27 protein-coding genes are annotated in these 23,768 nt (G+C 63.5%); 19 read left to right on the top strand and 8 right to left on the bottom strand.

Features of this window, described 5'->3' with window-relative positions:
* The first annotated feature begins 59 nt into the window (after positions 1-59).
* The 9 genes from NG898_RS14290 (at position 60) to ftsB (ending at position 8,520) form a co-directional block, all read left to right on the top strand.
* Positions 60-1,010 carry an alpha-E domain-containing protein gene (locus tag NG898_RS14290; RefSeq protein ID WP_092971878.1) on the top strand — a complete coding sequence of 317 codons (951 nt, stop codon included), beginning with the start codon at positions 60-62 and terminating at the stop codon, positions 1,008-1,010.
* Between the two features lie 57 nt (positions 1,011-1,067).
* Positions 1,068-1,913: a transglutaminase family protein gene (locus NG898_RS14285; protein ID WP_252692919.1), complete on the top strand. Its 846-nt coding sequence runs from the start codon at positions 1,068-1,070 to the stop codon at positions 1,911-1,913.
* 83 nt (positions 1,914-1,996) lie between these two features.
* Complete coding sequence (locus tag NG898_RS14280; protein ID WP_252692917.1) at positions 1,997-2,899, top strand: proteasome-type protease; 903 nt, start codon at positions 1,997-1,999, stop codon at positions 2,897-2,899.
* Positions 2,900-2,917: 18 nt separating this feature from the next.
* Positions 2,918-3,739, top strand: coding sequence for an alpha/beta fold hydrolase (locus NG898_RS14275; protein ID WP_252692915.1), 822 nt, complete (start codon positions 2,918-2,920; stop codon positions 3,737-3,739).
* A gap of 91 nt (positions 3,740-3,830) precedes the next feature.
* Positions 3,831-5,495 carry a CTP synthase gene (locus NG898_RS14270; protein ID WP_252692914.1) on the top strand — a complete coding sequence of 555 codons (1,665 nt, stop codon included), beginning with the start codon at positions 3,831-3,833 and terminating at the stop codon, positions 5,493-5,495.
* 21 nt (positions 5,496-5,516) lie between these two features.
* Positions 5,517-6,371 (top strand): 3-deoxy-8-phosphooctulonate synthase, encoded by an 855-nt coding sequence (gene kdsA / locus NG898_RS14265; protein ID WP_092971533.1) that lies wholly within the window; start codon positions 5,517-5,519, stop codon positions 6,369-6,371.
* A gap of 93 nt (positions 6,372-6,464) precedes the next feature.
* A complete protein-coding gene (locus tag NG898_RS14260; protein WP_252692912.1) occupies positions 6,465-6,755 on the top strand; it encodes a DUF1330 domain-containing protein in 291 nt (96 codons plus the stop codon).
* A 54-nt stretch (positions 6,756-6,809) separates the two neighbouring features.
* Positions 6,810-8,093: a phosphopyruvate hydratase gene (gene eno, locus NG898_RS14255; protein ID WP_045204335.1), complete on the top strand. Its 1,284-nt coding sequence runs from the start codon at positions 6,810-6,812 to the stop codon at positions 8,091-8,093.
* A gap of 91 nt (positions 8,094-8,184) precedes the next feature.
* On the top strand, positions 8,185-8,520 hold the full coding sequence (gene ftsB / locus NG898_RS14250; RefSeq protein ID WP_252692910.1) for a cell division protein FtsB: 336 nt from the start codon (positions 8,185-8,187) through the stop codon (positions 8,518-8,520).
* A gap of 57 nt (positions 8,521-8,577) precedes the next feature.
* On the opposite strand, the gene NG898_RS14245 is transcribed toward ftsB, so the two are convergent.
* From NG898_RS14245 to NG898_RS14235, 3 genes are all read right to left on the bottom strand, one after another.
* The gene (locus tag NG898_RS14245; protein WP_252692908.1) at positions 8,578-8,988 is read right to left on the bottom strand and encodes a hypothetical protein; all 411 of its coding nucleotides are present in this window, start codon (positions 8,986-8,988) and stop codon (positions 8,578-8,580) included.
* A gap of 104 nt (positions 8,989-9,092) precedes the next feature.
* Entirely contained in the window at positions 9,093-10,106 is a 1,014-nt protein-coding gene (gene hslO, locus NG898_RS14240; protein ID WP_252692907.1) for an Hsp33 family molecular chaperone HslO, read from the bottom strand.
* Positions 10,103-10,630, bottom strand: coding sequence for a gamma carbonic anhydrase family protein (locus NG898_RS14235; protein WP_004626140.1), 528 nt, complete (start codon positions 10,628-10,630; stop codon positions 10,103-10,105). Before NG898_RS14235 ends, hslO begins: the two co-directional genes overlap by 4 nt.
* 115 nt (positions 10,631-10,745) lie before the next feature.
* On the opposite strand from NG898_RS14235, the gene NG898_RS14230 reads away from it, so the two are divergent.
* Together NG898_RS14230 and NG898_RS14225 are read left to right on the top strand one after the other, a co-directional pair.
* Positions 10,746-11,588: a ferritin-like domain-containing protein gene (locus NG898_RS14230; protein WP_252692905.1), complete on the top strand. Its 843-nt coding sequence runs from the start codon at positions 10,746-10,748 to the stop codon at positions 11,586-11,588.
* A 79-nt stretch (positions 11,589-11,667) separates the two neighbouring features.
* Positions 11,668-12,585 carry an alpha/beta fold hydrolase gene (locus NG898_RS14225; RefSeq protein WP_252692903.1) on the top strand — a complete coding sequence of 306 codons (918 nt, stop codon included), beginning with the start codon at positions 11,668-11,670 and terminating at the stop codon, positions 12,583-12,585.
* A gap of 9 nt (positions 12,586-12,594) precedes the next feature.
* On the opposite strand, the gene NG898_RS14220 is transcribed toward NG898_RS14225, so the two are convergent.
* The 3 genes from NG898_RS14220 to NG898_RS14210 are packed head-to-tail and all read right to left on the bottom strand — an operon-like array spanning position 12,595 to position 14,615.
* Positions 12,595-12,984 carry a thiol-disulfide oxidoreductase DCC family protein gene (locus tag NG898_RS14220; RefSeq protein WP_252692901.1) on the bottom strand — a complete coding sequence of 130 codons (390 nt, stop codon included), beginning with the start codon at positions 12,982-12,984 and terminating at the stop codon, positions 12,595-12,597.
* Complete coding sequence (locus NG898_RS14215) at positions 12,981-13,526, bottom strand: DUF4166 domain-containing protein (RefSeq protein ID WP_252692899.1); 546 nt, start codon at positions 13,524-13,526, stop codon at positions 12,981-12,983. The genes NG898_RS14220 and NG898_RS14215 overlap by 4 nt, the downstream gene beginning before the upstream one ends.
* A 9-nt stretch (positions 13,527-13,535) precedes the next feature.
* On the bottom strand, positions 13,536-14,615 hold the full coding sequence (locus tag NG898_RS14210) for an NAD(P)/FAD-dependent oxidoreductase (protein ID WP_252692897.1): 1,080 nt from the start codon (positions 14,613-14,615) through the stop codon (positions 13,536-13,538).
* Positions 14,616-14,765: 150 nt separating this feature from the next.
* On the opposite strand from NG898_RS14210, the gene NG898_RS14205 reads away from it, so the two are divergent.
* The 8 genes from NG898_RS14205 (at position 14,766) to NG898_RS14170 (ending at position 21,887) form a co-directional block, all read left to right on the top strand.
* Positions 14,766-15,626 carry a 3',5'-nucleoside bisphosphate phosphatase gene (locus NG898_RS14205; RefSeq protein WP_252692896.1) on the top strand — a complete coding sequence of 287 codons (861 nt, stop codon included), beginning with the start codon at positions 14,766-14,768 and terminating at the stop codon, positions 15,624-15,626.
* A gap of 13 nt (positions 15,627-15,639) precedes the next feature.
* On the top strand, positions 15,640-16,263 hold the full coding sequence (locus NG898_RS14200) for an L-threonylcarbamoyladenylate synthase (protein ID WP_252692894.1): 624 nt from the start codon (positions 15,640-15,642) through the stop codon (positions 16,261-16,263).
* Positions 16,264-16,329: 66 nt separating this feature from the next.
* Positions 16,330-16,995, top strand: coding sequence for a site-2 protease family protein (locus tag NG898_RS14195; protein ID WP_252692892.1), 666 nt, complete (start codon positions 16,330-16,332; stop codon positions 16,993-16,995).
* Positions 16,996-17,016: 21 nt separating this feature from the next.
* Entirely contained in the window at positions 17,017-18,219 is a 1,203-nt protein-coding gene (locus tag NG898_RS14190) for a tryptophan--tRNA ligase (protein WP_092971522.1), read from the top strand.
* Positions 18,220-18,229: 10 nt separating this feature from the next.
* On the top strand, positions 18,230-18,796 hold the full coding sequence (locus tag NG898_RS14185; RefSeq protein WP_252692890.1) for a class I SAM-dependent methyltransferase: 567 nt from the start codon (positions 18,230-18,232) through the stop codon (positions 18,794-18,796).
* A gap of 118 nt (positions 18,797-18,914) precedes the next feature.
* A complete protein-coding gene (gene dapA / locus NG898_RS14180) occupies positions 18,915-19,799 on the top strand; it encodes a 4-hydroxy-tetrahydrodipicolinate synthase (RefSeq protein WP_252692888.1) in 885 nt (294 codons plus the stop codon).
* A gap of 71 nt (positions 19,800-19,870) precedes the next feature.
* Positions 19,871-21,067: an outer membrane protein assembly factor BamC gene (bamC, locus tag NG898_RS14175; protein ID WP_092971519.1), complete on the top strand. Its 1,197-nt coding sequence runs from the start codon at positions 19,871-19,873 to the stop codon at positions 21,065-21,067.
* Positions 21,068-21,101: 34 nt separating this feature from the next.
* Positions 21,102-21,887 (top strand): MBL fold metallo-hydrolase, encoded by a 786-nt coding sequence (locus NG898_RS14170; RefSeq protein ID WP_252692886.1) that lies wholly within the window; start codon positions 21,102-21,104, stop codon positions 21,885-21,887.
* A 156-nt stretch (positions 21,888-22,043) separates the two neighbouring features.
* On the opposite strand, the gene NG898_RS14165 is transcribed toward NG898_RS14170, so the two are convergent.
* The gene (locus NG898_RS14165) at positions 22,044-22,298 is read right to left on the bottom strand and encodes a hypothetical protein (RefSeq protein ID WP_252692884.1); all 255 of its coding nucleotides are present in this window, start codon (positions 22,296-22,298) and stop codon (positions 22,044-22,046) included.
* Positions 22,299-22,536: 238 nt separating this feature from the next.
* On the bottom strand, positions 22,537-23,766 hold the full coding sequence (locus tag NG898_RS14160) for a ribosomal protein uL16 3-hydroxylase (RefSeq protein ID WP_252692882.1): 1,230 nt from the start codon (positions 23,764-23,766) through the stop codon (positions 22,537-22,539).
* Positions 23,767-23,768 lie beyond the last annotated feature (2 nt).

Raw genomic sequence — 23,768 nt, 5'->3', positions numbered from 1 at the left:
GCGCATTGTCGCAATTGGCAGTCGATCAATCGCATATCGAATACGTAGAAGGGAACGCAATGCTCAGCCGCACCGCAGACCACCTTTTCTGGATGGCGCGCTACACCGAACGCGCCGAGAACACCGCCCGCATGCTCGACGTGAACTACCAGACCTCGCTGATGCCGCAATCGGCCGAGGTGGCGGAGCAGGGCTGGTGGGCAATGCTCGATATTTCCGAACTCACCCGGGTTTTTGCCGACCGCTACGGCCTGCTTTCGCGCGACGACGTGATTGACTTCATGGTGCGCGACATGACCAACGCGTCGTCGATCATGAGCTGCCTGCGCGGCGCGCGCGAAAACGCCCGAGCCGTGCGCGGCTCCCTCACAACGGAGGTGTGGGAAACCATCAACACCACGTGGCTGGATGTGCAGCGCCTGATTGCCGAAGGCATGTTGCGCGACGATCCATCGCAATTCTTTGAATGGGTGAAGTTCCGCTCGCATCTGTCGCGCGGCGTGCAGGTCGGCACCATGCTGACGGACGACGCGTTCCATTTCATGCGCCTGGGCACCTTTCTGGAACGCGCCGACAACACTGCCCGGCTGCTCGATGTGAAGTTTCAGTCCACGCCCACGCGCGATGAAACCGCAGCGGAGCAGGGCGACTTCTACCATTGGGCCGCCACGCTGCGCTCGGTGTCAGGCTTCGAGGTCTATCGCAAGATCTATCGCAATGTCATCACGCCGACGCGTGTGGCGGAGTTGCTGATTCTGCGCAGCGACATGCCGCGCTCGCTGCTGGCCAGCATGGACGAAGTGGTCGAGATTCTTTCGACTGTGCGCAACAGTCAATCGGCAGAGACCGAACGTCGCGCTGGTAAACTGCACGCCGATCTGCGGTACGCCCGCATCGAAGATATTTTTGCGGTCGGCCTGCATGCTTGGCTGACCAACTTCCTGGAGCGGATCGGCGACCTGGGCAACGGCATCAGCCAGGATTTCCTGGTGCCGCTCGAGGTGGCCTGACGTGCAGGACAATGTGCATACATCGGGGCGCCACTTTCGGGTAGCGCCCGTGTCATCGTGAAATACCAAATTCGACACACGACGGTCTACCGTTATGCCGAGCCGCTGCGCCACAGCGTGCATGAGCTGCGGCTGACACCTCGCAGCGGCGAGCTGCAGCAGGTGGACAGCTGGCAGATCCACGCGCCCGGCAACCTCACGCGCGCCACCGACGGTTTCGGCAACGTCGTCCATCACTTCACCCTTGGCAGCCGTACGGATGACGTCATCATCGACGCGCGTGGCATTGTTGAGGTGTTTCCTGCGGGCGCGCCCGGCAGCCAACGGTTTGTCGATGCGCCGGGGCAAGGGCGCTATCGCGTTTCGCCGCTGTACTTTCTGAGTGCCACACCGCTGACTTCCGCGCCGCCGGAAATGATCAACTTTGCGCGAGAGCACAGGCTGGTGCAAGGCGACGCGGAATCTGCAGTGCGCCTTGCGCAAGCCATCGCTACGCGCGTGAGCTACAAACCGAACACCACCCACGTCGGCACGACCGCTGCGGAGGCGTTCGGCCTGGGCACGGGCGTATGCCAGGACCAGGCGCAGGTGATGGTCGCCTGCTGCCGGGCACTGGGCGTGCCGGCGCGCTATGTCAGCGGCTATTTCCACGCCGTGGGCGAAGAGGACCTCGCCAGCCACGCGTGGGCCGACGTTTGCCTCGACGCCGAATCGCACACCTGGTGCAGCATCGACGTCACCCACCAGTGCTTTACCGATGCCCGCCACATCCGATTGGCGGTCGGGCGCGATTACCAGTCTGCGGCGCCGGTGCGCGGGGTGCGGCAGGGTGGGGGCGCGGAGTCGCTGGATGTCAGCATTTCCATTGAGCCGTTGCCCGCCGAGGCTGCCCAAGTGAATTGAGCACCTCTTCCAAGCGCGCGGATGGGTTGCGATCGGCGCGCTAGAATGCCTTCAAACCACCGTTTCCGTTTGTTGCTTCGCCCATGACTTATTGCGTCGCCATGCGCCTGGACGCAGGCCTTGTATTCCTGTCCGACTCCCGTACGAATGCGGGCGTGGACGCCATTTCCACATTCCGCAAAATGACCGTCTTCGAGCGCGAAGGCGATCGTGTCATGGTGCTGCTGACGGCCGGCAATCTGGCGATCAGTCAGGCCGTGCGCCAAGTGCTGACCGAAGCGCGCGGCAAGCCGCGATCGCTGTGGACGGCACGGGACATGTTCGAGGCCGCCACGATTGTTGGCGAGGCCGTGCGCGACGTCTACGACCGCGACGCGGCAGCGCTGGCCAAAGCCAAAATCGACTTCAACGTCAGCATCGTCTTCGGGGGGCAGATCGGCGCAGAACGGCCGCGCCTGTTCAACGTCTACGCGGCAGGCAACTTCATTGAAGCCACGCCCGAGAACTGCTACTTCCAGATCGGCGAAGCCAAATATGGCAAGCCAATCATCGACCGCGTTGTCAGCCCGGGGCTGCCGCTGGACGAAGCCGCAAAGTGCGCGCTGATCTCGATGGATTCGACACTGAAATCGAATATTTCCGTGGGTTTGCCGCTGGATTTGCTGGTCTATGAGGCTGACTCCCTGCGGGTGACGCGCTTTGTCGCCATCGACGAAGAAAATCCCTATTTCGCGATGATTCGCGGCACATGGGGCAAGCGTCTGCGCCAGGTGTTTGCCGAAATCGACGATCCGGATTGGGAAACCGGCACTTCGCCGTCATACCCGCTGCGCCGCGAAGGCCATCCTTCCGCGGAGGTCGGACCCGTGCGCATCGCGCCGCCCGCCGCCGACGCGCCAGCCGTGCCGGAACGCGCGCCCGGTCCTGCGTTGGAGCAGGTTTCCACGATCCAGCGCGTGGCCGGCGGATCGCAGAAGTCGCACTGAACGGCACAGGGATCTGCGATGCGCGATGTGATGCTTTTTTCGCATGCCAACGGTTTTCCCGTGGGAACGTATCGCAAGATGCTGGGCGTGCTGAGTGACGAATTCGACATCCGCGCCGTGGAGCGTTTTGGGCATGATCCGCGATTTCCGGTGACCCGTTCCTGGCCCGGTCTTGTGAAAGAGTTGCTCGCCGAAATCGACGCGCAGCCCGAGCCGGTCTGGCTGGTGGGCCATTCGCTGGGTGGCTTCTTGAGCCTGATGGCGGCGCTGCGCCGGCCCGAGCGCGTGCGCGGCGTCGTGATGCTAGATTCGCCAATCATCGCGGGATGGCGCGCCAAGCTGCTGCGCGTGGCGCAATGGCTGGACATCGACGAGAGCCAATCGCCTGCTGCAGCGACGAAGAACCGGCGCCATCTGTGGCCCGATCTCGACGCCGTCTGGAGCCACTTCAAGGCCAAGCGCAAGTTCGATCGTTGGGATGAAGACGTGCTGCGCGATTATGTCGAGCATGGCACCGAGCCCACGGGCCGTGACCGCGAGCGCACACTGCGCTTCTCGCGCGAAATCGAATATCAAATCTATCGGACATTGCCGACCAATATGGGGCGCAAGGTCGCTGGTGGCACGGCGTTCCCGGTCAGCTTTGTGGCTGGCACGCGTTCGCGCGAGATTCGCCAAGTCGGACTGGGCGCAACCCGGCGCATCGTCGGCAGGAGGCTGCGCTGGATCGAGGGCAGTCATCTTTATCCGATGGAAAAGCCGCTCGAAACGGCCCAGTTGATCCGCGAGTTGATCAACGAAATGCGCGCCAACGCAGGCGCCATGCGGCACGCCGCATAGGCGAGGCTGCCTTGCGGCAAATTCCGCCGTTCTGTCACGGATCGATGAGGGGACCTTTGCTATAATCCGGCTTTCCCCGGCAAGCTAGGTCATGACCAAGTTCGTATTCGTTACCGGTGGCGTAGTGTCCTCACTCGGCAAGGGCATCGCCGCCGCCTCGCTCGCGGCCATTCTTGAGTCGCGCGGCCTCAAAGTCACCCTCCTCAAACTCGATCCTTACATCAACGTCGACCCGGGCACGATGAGCCCGTTCCAGCACGGCGAGGTGTTTGTGACCGAGGACGGCGCAGAAACCGACCTCGATCTTGGCCATTACGAGCGTTTTGTCTCGGCCAAGATGCGCAAGGCGAATAACTTCACCACCGGCCAGATTTACGAATCCGTGATCCGCAAGGAGCGTCGCGGCGAGTATCTCGGCAAGACGGTGCAAGTGATTCCGCATATCACCAACGAAATCCAGGCGTTCATCGAGCGCGGTGCCGCGGCGTCGCACGACGGTAAGGCCGATGTGGCGATCGTGGAAATCGGCGGTACGGTGGGCGATATTGAATCGCTGCCGTTCCTGGAAGCCGCACGTCAGATGAGCCTGCGCCTGGGTCGCAACCAAGTGGCGTTCGCACACCTGACGCTGGTGCCGTTCATTGCCAGCGCTGGTGAACTGAAGACCAAGCCGACCCAGCATTCGGTGCAGAAGCTGCGCGAAATTGGCGTGCAGCCGACCGCGCTGCTGTGCCGTGCCGACCGTCCGATTCCCGACGATGAACGCGCGAAGATTTCGCTCTTCGCCAACATGCCGCAGGACGCGGTCATTTCGGTGTGGGATGTCGACACCATCTACAAGATCCCGCAAATGCTCAACGAGCAGGGGCTGGATCGCATCATCTGCGAAGAACTGCGCATCGAAGCGCCGCCGGCAGACCTGTCGGTGTGGGCGCATATGGTGCACACGCTGGAAAATCCGCAGCACGAGATCACCATCGGCATGGTCGGCAAGTATGTCGACCTGACCGAGTCGTACAAGTCGCTGATCGAGGCGCTGCGCCACGCTGGCCTGCATACCTCGACGCGCGTCAATATCGAGTACATCGATTCCGAAGAGCTGGAGTCGGGCCATACGCAGGTGCTGGACACGCTGGACGCGGTTCTGGTGCCGGGTGGTTTCGGCAAGCGCGGTACGGAAGGCAAGATCCGCGCAATTCAGTACGCCCGTGAAAAGGGCGTGCCGTACCTGGGCATCTGCCTGGGGATGCAGTTGGCCGTGATCGAATTCGCCCGCCATCTGGCCGGCATGAAAGACGCCAACAGCACGGAATTCAACGACGAGACCGAACACCCGGTCGTCGCGCTCATCACCGAATGGCTGGATCGCGATGGCCGCGTGGAAAAGCGCTCGGCCGACTCCGACCTGGGCGGCACCATGCGTCTGGGCTCGCAGCGCGTGCCGGTGCAATCCGGCACCAAGGCAGCGGCAATCTATGGCGCGGAAGTCAACGAGCGCCATCGTCACCGTTACGAGGTGAACAACCACTACGTGCCGCAGCTGGAAAAGGCCGGGATGATCATCTCCGCGCGCACGCCGTCGGAAAACCTGCCGGAAATGATGGAGCTGCCGGCGTCGATGCACCCGTGGTTCGTCGGCGTGCAGTTCCACCCGGAATTCACCTCGACGCCGCGTGACGGCCATCCGCTGTTCAAGGCCTACGTGGAAGCCGCGCTGGCGCATCACCAGCAGAACACGCAACGCGCTGTCGCCTAAGCGCCGGCCTACGGGAACATCATGAAACTCTGCGATTTCGAAGTCGGCCTCGACAAACCGTTCTTCCTGATTGCCGGCACCTGCGTGATCGAATCCGAGCAGATGGCGATCGACACCGCCGGCACGCTCAAGGAGATCACGGGCGAGCTGGGCATTCCGTTCATCTACAAGTCGTCGTTCGACAAGGCGAACCGTTCGTCGGACGCCTCGTTCCGCGGTCTGGGCATGGAAGAGGGGCTGCGCATTCTGGCGGAAGTTCGTCGCCAGGTGGGCGTGCCGGTACTGACCGACATCCACGAGATCGACGAGATCAAGCCCGTGGCCGAAGTCGTGGACGTGCTCCAGACGCCGGCGTTCCTGTGCCGCCAGACCGATTTCATCCGCGCCTGCGCGCAGAGCGGCAAGCCGGTCAACATCAAGAAGGGCCAGTTCCTCGCGCCGCACGACATGAAGAATGTCATCGACAAGGCGCGTCACGCGGCTCGCGATGCCGGCCTGCCAGAAGACAACTTCATGGCCTGCGAACGTGGCGCTTCGTTCGGCTACAACAATCTCGTGTCGGACATGCGCTCGCTGGCGATCATGCGCGAGACGGGCGCGCCGGTTGTGTTCGACGCCACGCATTCGGTGCAATTGCCGGGCGGCCAGGGCACCAGCTCAGGCGGCCAGCGCGAGTTCGTGCCGGTGCTGGCGCGTGCAGCCATTGCCACCGGCGTGTCGGGCGTCTTCATGGAAACGCACCCTGATCCCGCATGCGCAAAATCAGACGGCCCGAATGCCGTGCCGCTGCGCCGCATGAAAGACTTGCTGTCAGTACTGAAAGAACTGGATGCGCTCACCAAGCGCAGCGGTTTCCTGGAAAATCAGTTCGACTGATTTTTTCCCGACGACCGGCGGCTCCACCAGCCGCCGATGTCGTTTTCGGTTCGGCTCAGTTCAGTTTTTGTTTCCGCATCCTGAGAGAGACACATGGCCGCTGGCTACATCCTCGCGTACGTGGACGTGACAGACCCCGTGCAATACGAGCAATACAAGACGCTGTCGACCAAAGCCATGCAAACGCACGGCGCCGAGCCGCTGGTGCGCGGCGGCAAGACCGAGCAGCTGGAGGGCGAGTGGAACCCTATCCGCATCGTCGTGCTCAAGTTCCCGAGCTATGACGCCGCCAAAGCGTTCTACGACAGCGAGGAATACCTGGCTGCGCGCAATGCGCGCTCCAAGGCTGCCAACATGAACATGATCGTGGTCGAAGGCGTTTAAGCCGGCCGTCGACCTCGTAGCGTTACCTGCTTTAAGACACCAAGAGGGATTTTCATGAGTGCCATCGTAGATATCATCGGTCGCGAAGTGCTGGACTCGCGCGGCAACCCCACCGTCGAATGCGACGTGCTGCTGGAATCGGGCGTGATGGGCCGTGCGGCGGTGCCGTCGGGCGCCTCCACCGGCTCGCGCGAAGCTATCGAACTGCGTGACGGCGATAAGTCGCGCTACCTCGGCAAGGGCGTGCTCAAGGCCGTCGAGCACATCAACACCGAAATCTCCGAGGCCATCATGGGCCTGGACGCGTCAGAACAGGCTTTCCTGGACCGCACCCTGATCGATCTGGACGGTACTGAGAACAAGAGCCGCCTGGGCGCCAACGCCATGCTGGCCGTGTCGATGGCCGTGGCCAAGGCCGCAGCCGAAGAGGCCGGCCTGCCGCTGTATCGCTATTTCGGCGGTTCGGGTGCGATGCAGATGCCGGTTCCGATGATGAACATCGTCAACGGCGGCGCACACGCCAACAACAGCCTGGACATCCAGGAATTCATGGTGATGCCGGTCGGCCAGTCGAGCTTCCGCGAAGCCCTGCGCTGCGGCGCCGAGATCTTCCACGCGCTGAAGAAGATTCTGGCTGACAAGGGCATGAGCACGGCCGTGGGCGACGAAGGCGGCTTCGCACCGAACTTCGCCAGCAACGAAGAGTGCCTGAACACCATCCTGTCGGCCATCGAGCAAGCTGGCTACAAGGCCGGTGAAGACGTGCTGCTGGCGCTGGATTGCGCCGCTTCCGAGTTCTACAAGGACGGCAAATACCACCTTGAAGGCGAAGGCCTGCAGCTGTCGTCGGAAGATTTCGCCAACTACCTGGCAAATCTGGCTGACAAGTTCCCCATCGTGTCGATCGAAGACGGCATGCACGAGAGCGACTGGGCCGGTTGGAAGACGCTGACCGAGAAGCTCGGCAAGAAAGTCCAACTGGTGGGCGACGACCTGTTCGTCACCAACACAAAGATCCTGAAGGAAGGCATCGAGAAGGGCATCGCCAATTCGATCCTCATCAAGATCAACCAGATCGGCACGCTGACCGAGACGTTTGCCGCCATCGAGATGGCCAAGCGCGCCGGATACACCGCTGTGATTTCGCACCGCTCGGGCGAAACCGAAGACAGCACGATCGCCGACATCGCCGTTGGCACGAACGCTGGCCAGATCAAGACCGGCTCGCTGTCGCGCTCGGACCGCATGGCCAAGTACAACCAGCTGCTGCGTATCGAAGAAGACCTCGGTGATATCGCCAGCTACCCGGGCAAGTCGGCGTTCTATAACCTGCGATAATCCGTCGCAGTTTCGCTCCGCATGACTGTGCGACCGCCGCTCTGGCGGTCGCATGGTATTTGGAGCCCGAGTACCGCCAACGCTTGTCTCTATGCGCCTGATTACGCTGTTCCTGCTGCTGTTGCTGCTTGCTATCCAGTACCCGCTTTGGCTGGGCAAGGGCGGCTGGCTGCGCGTGTGGGACATGCAGAAGCAGGTGACGGCGCAGAATCAGCGCAACGCTGAACTGAAGCAGCGCAACACCAAGCTCGAAGGCGAGGTGAAGGATTTGAAGGAAGGCACGGGCGCTATTGAAGAGCGCGCGCGCTATGAGTTGGGGATGGTGAAGGACGACGAAGGCTTCGTGCAGTTCGTCGCGCCGGCTCCGAAAACCAGCGAAACTCCGCCGCCGCCACCCCCTCCGGCGGGCCAGCAGACGCATCATTGAGTCTGCTATGCGAACGCGTCCTGCAGACGGGTTCGCCTTCAGGGCAACTTTGGGGATTTACCAGTAGTACGGATAGCCCCAGACGGGTGCCCCGTAGCTGACGCCCCAGCCGCCCCGGTGGCGCCATCCGCTGCCGTAATACACCGAATAGCCTCCGTAGTACGGATACGGCGCGTAGTACGGCGTGGCTGCATAGGCGCGTGCTTCTGCATCGCGTCGGATGGCTTGATCCGATTCCCGCAGCGCCTTGGCATTCAGCGCATCGAGCTTTTTGCGGTCTTCCGCCGACAACGGCGCGGTTGCAGTCTGCGTATCGTCGGACAGCCGGGCAGTGTAGGGCGTACCGCCAGGGCCACGTGGCACGGCAACGCAGGCCGACGCCAGCAGCGCCACACCAATCGGCAACGCCAGCGCGCTAGCGCGCGAGAGACTCAACGATCGCAAGAACGAGGAAGTGGGCTCAGACATGATGCGCTCCGCAGCAAGCGGCAGATGAAGAAACTGGCGACTTAGAGCGTGGGCGGCACCGATAAGTGCCGCGCGCCACGCGCACTTCATACTATGTCGCCGTGTCAGTGGCGCTGGTCGGACGCGCCCTGGATGCCTTGCGCGACGGTCTCCTGTGCGAAGAGCTGTGCACAATCCACAGCGTCGAAGCTGTAGTGCTGGCCGCAGAATTCGCAGTCGATTTCCACCTTGCCACGTTCTTCCAGAATGCTGTCGACCTCGGGTTGGCCCAGCGTACGCAGCATGGCTCCCACGCGCAGGCGCGAGCACGAGCAGCGGAAACGCGGGGTTTGCGGCTCGAACATGCGAATGCCGGCCGCTTCCATTTCTTCCCAGTACAGGCGCTTGATGAGCGTGTCGATCGGCTGCTCGAGCAGTTCGTCGCGGCGCAGCGTCTTGCCGAGCTGGCAAACGCGTTCCCACGTGTCGAGGTCTTGCTCCTGCACGTCCTTGTGCAGCGGCTGGCCGGTCTCGCCAACTTGTGCGGACACATGGCCAGTGCGGCCTTCCATGGCGCCGCCATACGAAGGCAAGCGTTGCAGCAACATGCCCGACGCGGCCTTGCCGTCGGCGGCCAGCCACAGGCGCGTGTCGAGCTGCTCAGAGCTTTGCATGTAGTGCTCGAGCACTTCGGTGATGGTGGCGAGCGGCCCGTTTTCGTCCGACAGCGGCACGATGCCTTGATACGGCTGCTGGCCCGGCAACTTGTCTTGCGGATCGAGCGTGATGGCGAAGCGTCCGTGGCCGTGCACGTTGACCATGGCAGCCAGCGTGGCATCGTCGGCAATCTCCGCGCCTTCGGCGATCTTGGCGGTGGCGCGCATCGACAGGTCGGAGTTGCACTCCACGACCAGCATGTGCACCGGGCCGTCACCGTGCAGTTGCATGACGAGCGCGCCGTTGAACTTCAGGTTGGCCGACAGCAGCGCGGCAGCGGCCATCATCTCGCCCAGCAGCGTGCTGACCGGAGCAGGGTAGCGGCGGCGGCTCAGCACCTCTTGCCACGTCCCTTCCAGGCGCACCAGTTCACCGCGCACGGGCGCGGCGTCGAATACAAATTTCTTCAGCTCGTCAGTCATCCATCGATCCGTTTCAGTTGCTGCTTGTACATCGCCTGACGCACCGCATATGTTTCGGTGTTCAGGTGCATTTTGGCGATGTCGTCTTCCGTCAGTTTGCGCACGGCCTTGGCGGGTGCGCCAAGAATGAGTGTGCCGTCTTCGAAGACCTTGCCTTCGGTGACGATCGCCCCCGCGCCCACCAGGCAGTTCTTGCCGATCACCGCGCGATTGAGCACCACTGCCTGGATGCCGATCAGCGAGCCTTCGCCGATCGTGCAGCCGTGCAGCATGGCCTGGTGGCCGATCGTCACGCGGTCGCCGATGTTCAGCGGGCAGCCCGGGTCGGTGTGCAGCACCGAGCCTTCCTGCACGTTGCTGGCCTCGCCCACGGTAATCGGCTCGTTGTCGCCACGGATGACGGCACCGGGCCACACGCTCGCGCGTGCTTTCAGCTCCACGCGGCCGATGACGGTCGCTTCCGGGGCCACATAGGCGTTTGCGTCAATGGTCGGGGCAACATCGCCGAGTTGGTAGAGGGCCATGCGATCGGTCTCCAGAATCTGCGTAGATGGGGAAAATGGGCGCGTCTTCAAGCTTGCCGGATGAGGCAGGCCGATGCGTCGAATTAAAATGGCGGAAAGTCCAAATTGTACGCTGATGACCGCTTCGCAGCCTTGCCCCAAAACGCCCACCGACACGCTGCGCCACGCTGCCTTGGCCGCGCTGTGCCTCACTGATCCTGTCAGCAAAGTGGACGCCACGCTGCGTCTGGGCGAGCGCGCCAAATGTGCCGACGACGCGAGCTGGGGCATTGATGAATCCATGGTGGCGCCAGAAGGCGGTGTCCCCGGTCGCCCAGACGCGCCGGTGCTGGTGCCGCCTTCCGAGGTTCCCCGCCGTCGTGCGATCGATACGCCGCGTGGGCGGGGCGCGCTGCTGCACGCGCTTGCGCACATCGAATTCAACGCCATCAACCTTGCGCTCGATGCCGTGTGGCGTTTTGCGGGGATGCCCGTGGCGTTCTACCAGGACTGGGCGCGCGTGGCCGCTGAAGAGGCCACACACTTTTCGCTGCTTTCCGCCCATCTGGCGACGCTCGATTGCCGCTACGGCGATCACCCCGCCCACGACGGCTTGTGGCAGATGACGGAGAAAACCGCCGCCGATCCGCTCGCACGCATGGCGCTCGTGCCGCGCACGCTGGAGGCGCGCGGGCTGGACGCCTCGCCGCCGATTCGCGCCAAGCTGGCCCAGGCCGGCGATATGGCAGCGGCGGGCATTCTCGACATCATCCTGCGCGACGAGATCGGCCACGTTGCGGTCGGCAATCGCTGGTATCGCTGGCTGTGCGAGCGCGCCGGCCTGGACCCCGTGCCGACGTATCGCAAGTTGGCCGAACAATACGGTGCGCCGCGACTGCGCGGGCCTTTCAACCTCGAGGCGCGCCGCCAGGCCGGTTTCGACGATGACGAAATTGCCGCGCTGGAAGCCTCGTTCTAAGCTCCACGGCGTAGGCCATCCGCCGCTATAATTCCCAGAAAAAGAACGATCGTTCGATTTCTATTGGGTAACGGAAACCATGGACTCCACCACACAGCCTGCCGCGCGCCAGGCCTCCCGCTCAACATATCTGCCCGTGCGCGGCTTGCGCTATCACGTCCGCGAATGGGGCGAACCCGGTGCGCCCATCCTGTTCCTGTTTCACGGGTGGATGGATGTGTCGGCGTCGTTCCAGTTTCTGGTCGATGCGCTGCGCGAGCGCTGGCATATCGTGGCGCCGGATTGGCGCGGCTACGGCCAGACCGCCCGGCCCACCGAGGGGCCCGGCGTCGAGAGCTATTGGTTTGCCGATTACGTGGCCGACCTCGAAGCCATCATCGATCACTACCAGCCGGAAGGGCAGGTGACGCTGGTCGGGCACAGCCTGGGCGCCAACGTGGTTTGCCTGTACGCGGGTATCCGGCCAGAGCGCGTGCGGCGCGTGGTGGATCTGGAGGGCTTCGGCATGTCGGCGTCGAAGGCATCGCAGGCGCCGCGCCGCTATGCGCGTTGGCTCGACGAGCTGAAGGACAAGCCGCGCCTGAATACCTACGCCACCGTTGAAGACGTCGCCGCGCGCCTGCAGAAGACCAACCCGCGTCTGCCGGCCGACAAGGCGGCATTTCTGGCGCAGCACTGGTCGAGCCAAAACGCCGAAGGGCGCTGGGAGATCCTCGGTGACCCGGCGCACAAGATCATCAATCCGCAGCTTTATCGGCTGGATGAAGTGATGGAAATCTGGCGCCGTGTGGCCGCGCCCGTGCTGCACGTCGAGGCCGTCGATTCCCCCACGCTGAAGGCCATCGCAGGCGACGTGCCGCTGGCCGAGTTCAAGATGCGCTTTGCTGCGTTTCCTGATTTCCGTGAGGTGCTGATTGCGGACGCGGGGCACATGCTGCACCACGATCAGCCGGAACAGGTGGCCGCGCTGATTGAGGAGTTCTGCTTGCAGCGCTGAGCGACAGGCTCAATCAAGAAAACGCTGTGCTGCGCCGGGCGGCGGAAGGATGCAAGTGTCTGACCGCCCAAACCACCGATAGCGATTGCGAGCAACACGGCGATACAACGCGTCGCGCAGCGTTGCCGGGACCAGCCAGCCAATCCATGCCAATCGCCACGGCCAGCCGAGCGCATGCAGGATGCGCAGGACGGCGGCGCTTTCACGCCATGCACGGCCGTCTCGCACGAACAGCACGGTATCCACGTCATCCGGATTCACGCCGGCCTGCGCGAGCAGCTGCCGGCCGGTTTCGCCCTGCATGGATGCGAAACGCAGCACGCCGTGGCGATCGTGTCGCAGCAGAAACTGGATGGAGTCGCTGCAAAGCAGGCAGTGCGCATCGTAGACAACGATCATTCGCGCTCCCCCGTTGTCAGGTCGAGATAACCTCGATACGCCGCAATCACGCCCAACAATGGCACGCTGGCGCGTACGTTGAAGTGGAAGCGGTCACCCTCGCCGGATTCCTCTGCCAACACGGCCGGCCGCAGCCACGCTGGGCAGGGGATACCGAGGAAGCGCAAACCTTCCAGGCGCATCCGCAACATGCCGTGCTCCGCCTCCAGCGCAAAGAACAGGCGCACCGCACCGAGCCGCTCCGTGATGCGCCCCTCATGCAGCGACAACGTTGAGCGCATCGTGTGGCGCGGGAAATGGCGCGTCCAGGTTTCTTCCGTGGCTGCTGCGCTGAGCGTGATTCGGATCGGGCCACGTGTTGATGTGCGCGGCGTGCGGATGCACCAAGCAAGCCCGCGTGCGAGGCGCGAGGCGGGCGGCTCTGTTTCAACTTCACCGTGCAGCGTCACTGCGCCGGTCATTCGGTGGAACGTCTGCACCGCCGGCGCCAGTTGCGCGTATCGCGGGCCGAGCACGGTTTCGTAGAGCGATGGCGCGCGCATGCGGACGACCTACTCGGCAGCCACATGCAGCTTCGTCTGCAGCCCCGCGTCGTTGCTCGAATGTGTATGCACGAGCGTCTTGTCCGGATTCGCGTAGCGGTACGCACGGCGCAGCGCCATCGCCACCTCGTGGAAGCCCGACAGAATCAGCTTCTGCTTGTTCGGATACAGCGCGATGTCGCCCGCCGCGAACACGCCTGGGCGCGAGGTCTCATACGCCGTCGTTTCCACCGTGATGCGGCCCGCGCGCATCTCCAGGCCCCAGTTGACAATCGGGCCGGGCTCGGAGACCAAGCCATACAGCGCGATCAGTTCATCGCAGGGCAGAACGATTTCGCCATCGCGCCCGCGGATGGCTGCGCCGGTGAGTGTGCCGTCGGGCGTGCTGTCCAGACGCGAAAGCATGCCCAGCACGAAATCCATTTCGCCGGCGGCCACGGCGGCGCGCATTTCAGCGACGCTCGCATCGGCGGCGCGAAAGCCCTCCCGCCGGTGCACCAGCGTCACGCGTGCGGCCACTTTTCGCAGCGCGAGCGCCCAGTCGAGCGCGGAATCCCCCCCGCCGGCGATGATGACGCGCTTGCCCGCGAAGCGCGCGGTGTCGCGCACGGCATAGTGCAGATGGCGGCCCTCCAGCGCGGCCGCTTCAGGCAAAGCCACGCGCTGTGGGGTGAACGCGCCGTTGCCTGCTGTGATGAGTACGGCGGCGCAGTCGAACACGTCGCCGGCGCTGGTGGTGACGCGAAAGCGCTGGCCGTGCTCGCTTTCCAGCGTTTCCACGGTTTCCGCGCGGCGACCGCAGAGAATGGGGTAGTTGAACGGCGCGCACTGGGCCATCAGCCGGTCGACGAGTTCCTGCGCCGTACACGAAACCAGCGCAGGGATGTCATAGATCGGTTTTTCCGGGTACAGCTCCGTGCATTGGCCGCCCGGGCGGTCCAATGCATCCACCAGCACACACGACATGCCGAGCACGCCCGCCTGGAAGGCTGCAAATAGGCCCACTGGACCCGCGCCCACGACGAGCACGTCGATGTGTTGCTCCACGGGCTGAGAGAGATCGGCGGGGGATGTGGCGGCGGAAGTCATGGCAAAGCGTCGAGAACGAAACAATGCGGCCACTATAGCCTGCAGCAAGCGGCGCACCGCGAACACCGCCAAGGGCAGTCGGGTCTTCCGAATGTCGTTCCTTGGTGGGGTGAGGCCCCCGGTTGCGCGCCGCAGCAGTAAAATGGCGGAATGCCAAACATCTCTGCCGCCTCCGCCAGAAATGCCGATCTGCACTGCCATTCCACGGTGTCGGACGGCATGCTAGCGCCGCAAGAAGTGGCCGCGCGCGCTGCCGCCCACGGTGTGACGCTCTGGGCGTTGACCGACCACGACGAAGTGGGTGGGCAGGCCGCCGCACGCGAAGCCGCAACGGCCTTGGGCATGGATTACCTCTCAGGCGTAGAGATTTCCGTGACCTGGGCGGGGCGCACGCTGCACATCGTCGGCCTGGGCATCGATCCGGACAACGCCGATCTGGTCCAGGGGCTGGAACGGACGCGCTCCGGCCGCTGCGCGCGCGCTGAAGACATCAGCGCCGCGCTTGCCAAGCTCGGCATCGAAGGCGCCTACGAGGGTGCGTTGGGCTACGCCGGCAATCCCGACATGGTCTCGCGCACCCATTTCGCCCGCTTTCTGGTCGAGCATGGCCACTGCCGCGACATCCATGACGTGTTTGACCGCTACCTGGGCGACGGCAAGCCGGGCTACGTGCCGCATCGCTGGGCGCGCCTGGCCGACGCGATCAACTGGATCAAGGGCGCGGGCGGTGTCGCGGTGATGGCGCATCCTGGGCGTTACACGCTGTCGCTGGTCGAGCACAGCGCTCTGTTTGATGAATTCAAAGCGCTGGGCGGCGAGGGCGTCGAGGTCGTCACCGGCAGCCATACGCCCGACCAATATGCGTTGTACGCCGACGTGGCCCGCCGTTACGGTCTGCTGGCGTCACGCGGTTCAGACTTCCATGGCCCGGGCGAGGGCCGCGTCGAACTCGGCACGCTGCCGCCGCTGCCCGACAACCTGACGCCGGTGTGGAGCCGGTGGATGTCCTGACCGCGCGGCTGCCATGTCCCAGTTCTTCCAGATTCACCCGACCACCCCGCAAGGGCGCTTGATCCGCCAAGCCGTGGAGATCATCCGCGGCGGCGGCCTGGTCGCGCTGCCCACCGATTCCTGCTACGCGCTCGCCTGCCATCTGGACGACAAATCGGCCGTCGAGCGCCTGCGCCGCGTCCGCGGCATCGACGAGAAGCACCACCTCACGCTGATGTGCCGCGACCTTTCGGAGCTGGCCACGTTTGCGCGCGTCGACAACAAGCAGTACCGCGTGCTGAAGGCGGCGACGCCGGGGCCCTTCGTCTTCCTGCTAGAGGCCACCAAGGAGGTGCCGCGCCGACTTTCGCACCCGTCGCGCAAGACAATCGGCCTGCGTGTACCGGAACACGCGATTCCCCTCGCGCTGATGGCCGAACTGGGTGAGCCGCTGCTCTCCGCCACGCTGCAGCTGCCCGGCGACGACGAACCGCTCAACGAGGCAGAGGCCATTCGGGATCGGCTTGAAAAGCAGCTCGAACTCGTCATCGACGGCGGCCCGGCCCCGGCAGAACCGACTACGGTCATTGACTTGACGAGCGGCGAGCCTGAACTCGTGCGCCAGGGACGGGGTGATCCGGCCCGTGTGGGCCTGTAGGCGAGGCCTTGGCGCGCGCTTCGGTGGCGCCGTGCCGTGGCGCGCGCTTGCTACAATAGCCCGCCTATGGACCCCACACTGATCCAAAACATCGCGGTTTACGCGATTCCCGTGCTGTTTGCCATCACGCTGCATGAGGCGGCGCATGGCTATGTCGCCAAGCATTTCGGCGACGATACGGCCTATGTCATGGGCCGCATCAGCATTAATCCGCTGCGGCACATCGATCCCATCGGCACGATTGCGATGCCGTTGCTGCTCTATTTCGCAACCAAAGGCGCTTTCGTGTTCGGCTATGCGAAGCCGGTGCCGGTGCGTTTCGGCCGTCTGCGTGATCCACGCTGGCATGGCATGTGGGTGGCACTGGCTGGGCCCGCCACCAACTTTGTCCAGGCGATCTTCTGGGGCGTGCTGGCGGTTGGGTTCGCGGTGGGCGGGGTGAACGAGCCGTTCCTGATCGGCATGGCGCGCGCTGGCATTCTCGTCAATATGGTGATGGCGGCGTTCAACATGTTTCCGCTGCCGCCGCTCGATGGCGGGCGCGTGCTGGCAGCACTCTTGCCGCCGCGGATGGCGCTCGGTCTGTCGCGTATCGAACCGTTCGGCTTCTTCATCGTGATGGCGTTGATCATTTCCAACGTCATCACCAATGTTTGGATGCGCCCAATCATGGCGCTGCTGTTTCAACTGCTGCAGTGGATTCTGAGCCCGCTGCAGATGCTGTTTTCCTGAGTCTTCAACTCCATTTCCCACATGTTTCCTGACCGCGTTCTCTCCGGCATGCGTCCGACCGGTGCTCTGCACCTGGGGCATTACCACGGCGTCTTGAAAAACTGGGTCCGGCTGCAAGCCGAGTACCCGTGCTTCTTCTTCGTCGCCGATTGGCATGCGCTGACCACGCACTACGAGTCGCCCGAGGTGATCGCGGAATCGGTATGGGAAATGTTGATCGACTGGCTCGCTGCCGGCGTCGATCCGACACAGGCTACGCTGTTCATCCAGAGCCGTGTGCCCGAGCACGCCGAGCTGTTCCTCCTGCTCTCGATGGGCACGCCGCTGGGCTGGCTTGAGCGCGTGCCGACATACAAGGATCAAATCGAGAAGCTCAAGGAGAAGGACCTTTCCACCTACGGCTTCCTCGGCTACCCGCTGCTGCAGGCCGCCGACATCTTGATCTACCGTGCCGGTTTTGTTCCGGTGGGTGAAGACCAAGTGCCGCACGTCGAGATGACGCGCGAAGTTGCGCGCCGCTTCAACTACCTCTATGGCCGCGAGCTGGGCTTCGAAGAGAAAGCGCTGGAAGCGGCCAAGAAACTCGGCGGCAAGCGCGCCAAGCTGTACCTGGAACTGCGCACCGCGTACCAGGAGCGTGGCGAAGATGAGGCTCTGGAGCAGGCGCGCGCGCTGCTGGCCGAGTCGCAGAGCCTCTCGATGGGCGACCGCGAACGCCTGTTCGGCTACCTGGAAGGTGCCCGCAAGATCATCCTGCCCGAGCCGCAGGTGCTGCTGACCGAGGCGTCGCGCATGCCGGGTCTCGACGGCCAGAAGATGTCCAAGTCGTACGGCAACACGATCCGAATGCGCGAGGACAAGGAAACCGTCGAGAAAAAGGTCCGCACCATGCCGACCGACCCGGCCCGCGTGCGCCGCACTGATCCGGGCGACCCGGACAAGTGCCCGGTCTGGCAATTGCACCAGGTCTACTCCGACGCCGACACGAAAGAGTGGGTGCAGAAGGGCTGCCGCAGCGCCGGCATCGGCTGCCTGGAGTGCAAGCAACCCGTGATCGAGGGCATTCTGCGCGAACAGCAGCCGATGCTCGAACGCGCGCAGAAATACATGGACGATCCGTCCCTGCTGCGCGCCATCATCGCCGATGGTTGCGACAACGCTCGCAAGGTCACGCAAGAGACCATGCGCGAGGTGCGCGAGGCGATGGGTCTGACGTATAGCTGACGGGCCGGTGATGTCTGCTGTCGCATTGGATCCGCACACGCTGGCTGCGCCATCGCCGTGGGTGGCGCGTTGGGCGGCTGAACTGCCTGCCGGCACCTCCGTCCTGGATGTGGCTTGCGGCAGCGGTCGCCACGCACGTTGGCTCGCTGCACGCGGCCTGCAGGTAACGGGCATCGACCGTGATGCGGCGGCGCTTTCGGGCCTGGCGGGCATCGCTCAAACCATCGTCGCCGACATCGAAGGGAACCCGTGGCCGTTGCCCGCTGGTGCCACTTTCGATGCCGTCGTCGTTACGAATTACTTGCACCGACCGCTCTGGCCGCGCTTGCTGGCGGCGGTCGCGCCGGGCGGCCGCCTGATCTACGAAACCTTTGCCGTCGGAAACGAAACCGTCGGGAAGCCGTCCAATCCGGCGTTCCTGCTGGCACCCGGCGAACTGCTCGACGCCGTGCGCGGCCAGTTGCGGGTGATCGGCTACGAGGATGGCTTTCTCGCGTCGCCCCGAGAAGCTTACGTGCAGCGGGTTTGCGCGGTTCGAGAGCCTGCGGGGACGGTTGCGCCGCGCTACGCACTTTGAAGTTGCTGAGGACGGCGGCTTACCCGTCTCTTGGCGGGTCTCAGATGTGGCGAATCCGTTCTGACGATCCGGTACAATCCGACTGTTTACGTTCACGCTTTTGTCTGCTTTCGAAACCATGATCCAGATTTCCGGCAGTCTCGTCGCCATCGTCACGCCCATGCACGAGGACGGCAGCCTTGATTTCCCGTCCCTGCGCAAGCTCATCGATTGGCACATCGCCGAAGGCACCGACGGCATCGTGATCGTCGGCACCAGCGGTGAATCGCCGACGGTGTCGGTGGAAGAGCACCGTGAGTTGATCCGCGTGGCGGTCGAGCAGGCCAACAAGCGCATCCCCATCATTGCGGGCACCGGCGGCAACTCCACAACTGAGGCGGTCGAGCTGACGGCCTACGCAAAGCAGGTTGGCGCAGATGCCTCCCTGCAGGTCGTGCCGTACTACAACAAGCCGACGCAGGAAGGGATGTATCTGCACTTCCGCAAGGTGGCCGAGTCGGTTGATCTGCCTGTCATCCTGTACAACGTGCCGGGCCGCACGGTGGCCGATATGACGGTCGAAACCATGCTGCGTCTGGCCGAAGTGCCGGGCATCATCGGCGTGAAGGAAGCCACCGGCAACATCGACCGCGCTGCACACCTCATCAAGGGCGCTCCGGACTCGTTCAAGATTTACAGCGGGGATGACCCGACGGCCATTGCGCTGATGCTGCTGGGCGGCCACGGCAACATTTCCGTGACGGCCAACGTAGCGCCGCGCGCCATGCACGAGCTGTGCGTGGCTGCCATGCGCGGCGACGTGGAAACGGCTCGCCGTATTCATATGCAACTGCTGTCGGTGCACAAGAATCTGTTCGTGGAGTCGAACCCGATTCCCGTCAAGTGGGCGCTCCAGGCCATGGGCAAGATGGAAGGCGGCATTCGCCTGCCGTTGACGCCGCTGGCACCCCAGTATCACGAGGTTGTGCGCGCATCCCTGAAGGATGCCGGGCTGCTCTCCTGATTGTTTCAAGGTCCCCTCCAGACGCTTCTGGGCCCTTAAGCCATCGTTCTCATCTGAAGGATCGCAAGTCAATGAAACTGCACCAAACCCGTCGCGGGGCTGTGGCGACGTCCGCTCAACTGTTGCTGGCCGCACTGTCGGTTGCCCTGATTTCCGGTTGCGATACCGTCAATGAGGTGATGCAGCCGGACCGCATCGATTACAAATCGCAGGCCAAGAAGGGCCCGACGCTTGAAGTCCCGCCCGACCTGACCGGCATCCAGGCCGACCGACGCTATGCCGCACCGGACACGGGCACGACCACGCTGTCGGCCTACACGTCGACTGCGCCCAAGGTCACGACGCCTGGTTCGGGCACCGACAACGTGCTGCCCGCCGTGTCCGACATGCGCATTGAGCGCGATGGCAATCAGCGCTGGCTGGTCGTGAAGACCACGCCGGACGCCCTGTGGCCGCAATTGCGCACGTTCTGGCAAGAACTCGGCTTCCTGCTGGTGATCGACTCGCCCGAGACCGGCATCATGGAAACCGACTGGGCCGAGAACCGCGCGAAGATTCCGCAGGACATCATCCGCCGCACTGTCGGCAAGGTGTTCGATGGCCTGTACTCGACGTCGGAGCGCGACAAGTTCCGCACCCGCATTGAGAAGGGGCCGAATGGTTCGGTCGAGGTCTACATCTCGCACCGCGGCGCCCAGGAACAACTGGTCGGTTCGTCCAAGGACCAGACCGTGTGGACTCCGCGTCCGGCCGATCCGGAACTCGAAGCCGAATTCCTCTCGCGCCTGATGCAGCGTCTGGGCGCCAGCAAGGAAGCTGCGCAGCAGAAGCTTGCGCAAACACAGGCTGCGCACCCGGTGCAAGACGGCACGAAGGCTGAACCGGCGCCGCGTACCGGCCCGTCGTTGCTGACGCAATCGAATGGCCAACCGGTCCTGCAGGTGCCGGAGCCCTTCGATCGCGCTTGGCGTACCGTGGGCTTGGCACTGGACCGCGTGAACTTCACCGTGGATGATCGCGACCGCTCGCAAGGCGTGTACTTCGTCCGCTATGCTGATACGCGTGCTGAAGCCAACGCACCGGGCTTCTTCTCGCGCCTGTTCTCGGGCACGAAGATTGAAGACCTCAAGCGCGCCAAGCGTTACCGCGTAGTTGTGAAGGACGCGGGCACGTCGTCGACGGTTCTGGTGCAGAACGACGATGGCTCGGCGCAGACCGGCGACATCGGCAAGCGCATCCTGTCGCTGCTCGACGAGCAACTGCGGTAATCGGCGTTATGCAGTACGGCTGCCTGGGTGGGCGATGACACTGAGATTCGCCAGCCTTGGCAGCGGCAGTGAAGGGAATGCGCTGCTCGTCGAATCGGCGAGCGGTGCGACATGCACGCGCATTCTGCTGGATTGCGGATTCGGTATCCGCGAGACTGTGCGGCGGCTCGAACGCCTGGGCTGCACGCCGGAATCTCTCAACGCTATCCTTGTCACGCACGAGCATAGCGATCACGTTGGCAGCGCCTACGCGGTTGCCTCCAAATTCAATATCCCGGTCTGGACCAGCCACGGCACATATCGCGCGACCGAAAACCTGCGCGGCGCCGGCCGTGCGGCCGTGCGTTTCTGCCGCGCCGACGATGTGTTCTCCGTCGGCGATCTGCAAATCTTGCCTTACACCGTGCCGCACGACGCGCGCGAGCCGCTGCAGTTTGTTTTCAATGACGGTGCGAGGCGCCTGGGTGTGCTGACCGATGCCGGCATGTCGACGGAATACCTCTGCACCCGTCTAGTGGGCATGCATGCCCTCGTACTCGAATGCAATCACGACCGGGAGATGCTGGCCAATTCAGCCTATCCGTGGTCATTGAAGCGTCGTATCGGTGGAGATTTTGGCCACTTGGCCAATGACATCGCCGCCGCGATCCTCACGCGCGTGCGCCACGACGCGTTGCATACGGTGGTGGCTGCGCATCTGTCCAAGCAGAACAACACGCCGTTATTGGCTGCTGAGGCGATCGCCGTGCCGCTGGGGGCTAGTGTGGATGACGTGCCGATTGCGGATCAGGAAGAGGGGCTGCTCTGGCGCACCGTTTGAGGGCGCTAGGTTCGATCGAAACGGCTTGTAAGATTCAGAAACAACTTTGAATGGCGGATGGGCCACGTAGTTGCAGCCAGAATGCTCCAGCGCCAGATTGCGCTCATGAAAAAAGCCGACCCGGAGGTCGGCTTTTTTGTCTCGCGAGAAGCGCGATTATTGCTTAGCAGCCGGAGCCGAAGCGTCAGCAGCCGGAGCCGATGCAGCAGCGTCCGAGGCAGCCGGAGCAGCAGCGGCGTCCGAAGCAGCCGGGGCGGCCGGAGCAGCAGCAGCGTCCGAAGCAGCCGGAGCAGCAGCGGCCGGAGCTGAAGCTTCCGGAGCGGCGGCCGGAGCGGCAGCTTCTTCCTTCTTACCGCAAGCAGCCAGAGCCACAGCAGCCATCAGCGAGGCGATCAGGAGAGACTTTTTCATTTTTTCGATCCTTAAACTGAATATGGAAAGCGGACAACAGAAAGGCGATGAATAATTACCGGTAATTATCGCTCAGGTACTACACCTTCTTCTATGCTGGCAGCCGAGTTGCACGAGGGCTGCTCGGCCTGCAAGCTAGCGTCGGATTATAGCGAGCTTTACCTACCCTGTGTAGCGGAGTCGGGGCTGACGCACGTGCGATTCAGACGCTTTTGTAACGATCTGTTTCAGCGCGGAATTATCGCTGCGCGGGGCCGGCCAGCCTAAGCCAGCCTTCTTCGTACCATGCATGCAGCGTATCCATCAGATCCGGTAAGCCGGCCGCCGCATCAACAGAAGCACCGCTTGCACGACGTGCGTCCGCCAACGCGGAGAGCCACGCAAGCAGCGTTCCCGAAGGCTCGAACGTATCGCCGTTGATCCAGAACCGGTGCGCGTCATACAGTGCCTGCGTGCGGGCGTCGAGCACGATGCCTTCCTTGCGCGCCCGGGCTGTGAAGCGGGCGAGTGGCAACCGGGGCTGCGTGACGAAGTCGACGTGATCCTTTGGCTCGGAAAGGTACGCGCCGAGGAATTCACCGACGAGTTCGGGCGTCCAGCGCAATGCGTTGAGCTTCTGAGCAAGCGCCTTGACCATGGCAGCTGGCAGCTCGCCGGGGCGGGCCGTGGGTTTCTGTTCGGGGTCGGCGTAACGGCCTTCGAAGTTGGGATCGTCTTCCAGCGTTTGCGACAGGAAGCCCAAGAAGTGGCCGGCCAGCTCGCGGTACGAGGGTGAGCGGAAACCAATCGAGTACGTCATGCAGTCGCCCTCGGCCACGCCATCGTGTGCGTAGTGCGGGGGCAGATACAGCATGTCGCCGGGCTCGAGCACAAATTCCTCTTCAGGCTGGAAGTTGGCCAGGATTTTGAGCGGTAGATCGGGGACGAGTGTGAGATCGTCCTGGGCGGAAATGCGCCAGCGGCGTTTGCCGTGGGCCTGCAGCAGGAACACGTCGTACGAATCGAAGTGCGGGCCGACGCCGCCGCCGTCGGTGGCGAAGCTGATCATCACGTCATCGAGCCGCGCGTCAGGAATGAATCGGAAACGCTGCATGAGCGCCTCGACTGCCGGCTCGACGAGGTTTGCGCCTTGCACAAGCACCGACCAGTTGCGCGTCTTGCGGGAAGGCAGCGGACGTTCGTCGAAGGGGCCGTGGTTGAACGACCAGCGCCCGCGCGATTGCGCGATCAGACGGGACTCGACGTCGGGACGCGTAGCCAGGGCAAGTACACGTTCTGGTGATAGTGGAAAGTGCAGTGCACGCATCTCTTCCGGAGAGAGCGCTTGCCGGATCAGCAGAGGCTTTTTCTGCCAGTGCGTGCGCATGAAATCGCGCGGTGAAAGCCCGCTCAGGAGTTGCGCCGGACGCTCTATCGGAAGGGCGGGTTGGACGCCGCCCTCGGCAGCGTATAATGGGACTTCGTTCATGG

This window comes from Ralstonia mojiangensis (genome assembly GCF_023955645.1).
GTDB classification, from domain to species: Bacteria; Pseudomonadota; Gammaproteobacteria; order Burkholderiales; family Burkholderiaceae; genus Ralstonia; species Ralstonia mojiangensis.
Note: the sequence above shows the minus strand (reverse complement) of the source record. Positions and strands in the feature narration are given on the sequence as shown.